Origin of the sequence: Moorena sp. SIO2C4 (genome assembly GCF_010672485.1) — a bacterium.
Lineage (GTDB): Bacteria > Cyanobacteriota > Cyanobacteriia > Cyanobacteriales > Coleofasciculaceae > Moorena > Moorena producens.
In genome coordinates, this window is record NZ_JAAHGN010000578.1 from 1 (window position 1) to 4734 (window position 4734).

The 4734-nt window shown below is 38.8% G+C and carries 4 protein-coding genes and 1 pseudogene; all 5 read right to left on the bottom strand.

From position 1 onward, the window contains the following. Positions 1 to 599 (bottom strand): annotated as a pseudogene (locus F6K20_RS24840) (hypothetical protein); the annotation flags it as partial. Positions 600 to 723: 124 nt separating this feature from the next. Then, entirely contained in the window at positions 724 to 1350 is a 627-nt protein-coding gene (locus F6K20_RS24845) for a VWA domain-containing protein (RefSeq protein WP_008190275.1), read from the bottom strand. Between the two features lie 1324 nt (positions 1351 to 2674). Then, positions 2675 to 2821 (bottom strand): hypothetical protein, encoded by a 147-nt coding sequence (locus tag F6K20_RS24850; RefSeq protein WP_287266029.1) that lies wholly within the window; start codon positions 2819 to 2821, stop codon positions 2675 to 2677. Positions 2822 to 2855: 34 nt separating this feature from the next. After that, a complete protein-coding gene (locus tag F6K20_RS24855; protein WP_008190281.1) occupies positions 2856 to 3116 on the bottom strand; it encodes a hypothetical protein in 261 nt (86 codons plus the stop codon). Positions 3117 to 3507: 391 nt separating this feature from the next. Next, positions 3508 to 4734, bottom strand: a 1227-nt coding sequence (locus tag F6K20_RS24860) for a carotenoid oxygenase family protein (RefSeq protein WP_287296411.1), incomplete at its 5' end; no start/stop codon positions are given.

Genomic DNA, 4734 nt, shown 5'->3' on the forward strand with positions numbered 1-4734 from the left:
TAAGATTCAACAAACACTACTAGTTCTTGAATTGCGTTTTCTAATCCAGGAGTTTTGTCATAATTTTTTACTTCATCGTACCATTTGATAATGTTTTGCCAAACATCAGGATCTTTGGAAGTAAATTTTTTTAAACTAGCGATTTGCGTACTAGGTAATTGTGCTTCAGCCTGTACAACCAACTCCTCAACTATAAAGTCAAGACATTGATCAATTTCGTTCTGATTAAAATATTTAACGCTAAACTTAAATTCAGTTGGTTGCGAGCCTTTTACCTGAACGATATTGAGATGAGTCACATTCCCAGTAGCTGCCACTCGACTGTCTGGTAACATTCCTGCATAACCAAGTAAACTACCTAAGACCGTAGTTTTTGTAGCTTTGAATTCTCCCATAACAGCAATTTTAACTGGTGAAGAAGAAGATTTAACTACTTCTTCGGCTTGCTTTCGGACAATTTCAACTTGGTTGCTAATTTCAGTTAAAATCCTATCCTGCTGAAGGGATTGATTCTGAATAACCGAGTCATATTCCTCAAGTTTATTAAGTATAGATTCAGCGAACTTATTAAAATCACGCAGTTGTTCAACCTTTGACATGATAATTTAAGATGAGACCACTAATTATGACTTTGTTTAAATTTACGTAAGCGTATCTAAAGGAAACTGATCACATTTTTTTCAAATAATATTGTTCATAAAAAAAACAGATTTTTTTCGCTTCTTATCCTATATTAATAGCTCTCAAGAGTACTTCTGGTGGAGGTATTTCTTCTAAATCTCCTAAAGTTAGAGTGTCACAAATACCAGTTATTGCTCCCTTTTCTTCTAAAGATTTGTCCAATTCTTGTAGAAATTGTGCTGCTTGGGGATCTGAACCAACTTGAATAAAAGAAATACCAATTTCCGAATCCTTATCGATTCGACGAGTTGCGTTCACAAGTACATCAATTACTGGAGGCTTATCATCAGGTGCTCCATCTGTAAATACTAAGAAAATTTCCCCATTTGGTTTAGCACTACCGTTTGCTTTACGTTGGAAATAATTCTCGAGAGCATCCCGCAAAACCTCATCAAGGTATGTTCCACCCATAGGATATGTTTCTTTAAAGATTTGTTCTACCTTATTTGTCGTAACATTATCGTATCGCTTAAATCTACTCGAAAATACATAAACAGTAATCCCATCGGGGTCGATTTCTTCACAATATCTAGCATAAGCCTCTGTAGTTTCTTCCATAACCTCCCATCTAGTTTTTGTCCCCCTTTTCTCGTCCTTAATGGTCATACTGCCACTTTTATCAATAATGATGGTGTAATCACGGTCTTTTAATTCTTCTGGGACATACATAATTCTGATTACTCTGAAAATGTTGCTAAAAAACAATTCAAGCTTTGATAGCATTATATGAATTAATGTAGCAGATCAAAAATCCTAGATCGCTTCTATATAACCGACTTATATAGTCAGGGTATTGATAAACATGTAGTGATGGCATAATCTACCCGACAAACATTTATTGTAGTTATGAATAAAATTCCAAATAGCTCTTAACGGAAATCTCCAAATCTCTCCGGCAAATCCCTCCACGGTATCTCGGCTTGCTCCCGATACTTTACAATACCTCTACAATACCTCTTCTGTCAAACTAACTGATCACAGGCCCTTCGCTTCCGGAATAATTGCCCTAGTAGCACTGACAAACAGCGGTTTCTAAGGTTTTCCAATTTTTGATCAATTTCCTGTTCATTCTCCTGTACAAACTGAGTTATTGAGTGGTTGCTTGGAGTCTTTTGAGGTTTTTATCAACTCTTTTTATCAACTCCAAGAATACATATTTAGTTTTAACAAACGGTAGAAATTATTCCGCCGTACTAATAAAGTAATAAAAAATACATATATTTAGGAAATAGGGCTAGGGATTTTCCCACGGATATCTGCCTGACACTAGACAAATCAAACCTACCGAAAGCAGGGTAAAATCTTTATTATGCCTAGGAAAAGTGCCCCGGTAGCTGCACCAAGTAAGGGGGATTATTAGTAGCTGATCCTTAGGGTGAAATCTCAGTGATTTTACTTAAATTTTTTAGTATATAAATATACTTAATATTAAATGGTGGAATTTATACTTTCTTAAGATTTTTACTATAATTAATAAAATTTAAAATTTATAAAAAATTAATTAATCTTTTTTTATATTTATTCAACGTTTGTGATAATTATTTTAGTGAATGTGTTACCAATGATCAGATTATGCTATACTAATACAAATAAGACTTTGGAAACCATTTGTCAATTACCCAATCGGGAATATGCCTCTATTAATTAATGATAAAAAGAGGGGCAAGAGGGAACCTCATAAAGGTAGGTTTTTGGTAAGCATTCAGCCGTCAGCCGTCAGCCGTCAGCCGTTCGCGAACGGCTTATTTTATTCAAAAGCACCGATTGCGCTACGCGCACGCTGCGCGAACAGTAGCATGGCCATAGGCCAAGGGCTTTTCCCCAGACTTTCAATTCTGTAAAATATCGAACTATTAAATTCTCCCAAATGAGATTTATTTGAAGCATTAGGCTGAGAGCTGAAAGCTGACAGCTGAATGCTGACGCTTAAATGTATATACACTTATTTAAATAAATAAAAAAGAGGGGCTTGTGATCAGGAGTCTGTTGCCAATTATGCGATGGAAACCGTTTCAGTCAAGCGCTCCAATAGATTGTGCCACGGACCGACACCCAGCTTCTCAATCACCTCTGTTTGAGCTTGTTCCCAGAGGGGAATAGCTTCGGTCAGGTTTTCCTGGCCTTTTGCCGTTAGTGCCACCAATCGTGTCCGCCGATCCTCTCCAGGAGTGATCTCAATCAGTCCCTGCTTTTCTAAGGGCCATTTTTAGACTAATGCTCTCTTTCGGAGGACCACTGATTCGTTTCGCTTCAGTAGTGTCTAGGTCAGATTTACCCTGTGCAGACAAATCCGCTCCTGCTGTCCGGGGCGTAAGCGATCGCGTCATCGTCTCGGGATTGTACTGGAAAAGAATCACACTAGCTAGGGGGTTAGCAGGGTCTAGAGCGACTATTGCTCCTCTCAACCAACGAGGGGAAAGGGGAGATGTAGCCATGAAATCCTTGTGGTTAATAAACTGCTGTTCTCAAGTCTGTTTGAATACTTATTATTGAGCTAACTCATCAATTGTTAATTGTTAATTGTTAATTGTCAATGGTCAAAGTCAATATAGCAAGGGAGCAGGGAGTAGGGAGTAGGGAGTAGGGAATAGGGAGCAGGATATGTAAGCATTCAGCATTCAGCCATCAGCCTTCCGTAACTCAGATTAAAGTTTCGCGTAGCGTGGCCATAGGCCAAAGCTTACCTGTTTTATTCAAAAGCATTTAAAGTAGCGTGGCACAGGCTTCGACGCTGGGACTTAACCCATAAGCTGATAGCTGATACGCGACGCGCTGATAGCTTACCTCCCGACTGCCGACTCCCTACTCCCTATTCCCTTTACTATATTACTTTCTCTTAAAAATATCCTTGCGTTGGTTGAATAAAAATTCCCAAGGAACTACCATTATACTCCGTAAATCGGATTCTAGTCTATTCACTTTGTAGGTACGTGGAGCAGGAGTCACCTCCTCAAAATAGTCTGAATGTAAGCTGAAGCCAAAAGTTACCTTGTCTGGGAGACGAATTTTAGCAATTGGTCCATTGCTGATATTATCAGCAGTAAATAGCCAAGCCTCCAAGCTATCTGGGGTCAACACAGTAGTTAAAAGATACCCTTGGTTTTGGGGAATGAATTGAATACTATTTAAAATACTTCCTACAGGATACACATAAAAATCAAGCAATCCCTTGCCTAAATCACACACATGGGTGTCAGGGTTTTGTTCCTGTTCTTGTTTGATCTGCTCAGTCAGTTCTTGCCAATTCGTGTCTAGAGGAATTTTAGCGAGAACTGAAGGTAAGTCCTGTTGAGGAAGTTGATCATCCCTTAGAACTCTGTTTTTACTATCCCGAAAACTAAGATATTGACGACGACAGATAAACTGTTGGTAATATCCAGCATAAACTTGATAGAGAGCAGAGTATCCCTTTTCCGCCAAGAATTCTCGTGGATCAGCAGTGAAGAGGGTTGTGGTAAACCATCCTGGATGGACAAAGGTTTCTTCACTAATCACTTGAGTATCTTGGATCACCACTTTGCGCAAAACGCCAGGATCGAAACCAAACATCCAAGGGATACCATAATAGTCTTTATCATACTTCTCACCACTAAAGTGTTTCACATCATCCGGTCGCAAGGCTTCAGTGAGGCTAATTGTTGCTTGCTGGATCCCAACTAAATGGATATTGCCATCGATATGATGATAGTTACATAAGAAGTGATAGCTATCCCCATCAAACGTGACTAAACGGGATGGAACAGTTTCCTGGTCTGGTTTGAGTTCATCACGATCAACGATATAAATCTGTGTTTTTGGATAAGCTTTCAGAGGCGGAATCTTGACTCCTAATAGCATTGCCAATCCCATTTGGAATGGCATATCTGGAATCATAATACATTTTTCAGTTACTATCGCTGAATGAGGACTCCCCTCCAGAACTGTTCCTTCTAATTCCCAGTGTTTTAAGGTTCCTTCCCCATCCCAGGTTGTAATATAAACAGCACTGATCATATCAGTGAATAAATCCCCTGGATTGGGTTTAGATTTTAACTCACAAGTAATCAGTTGTTT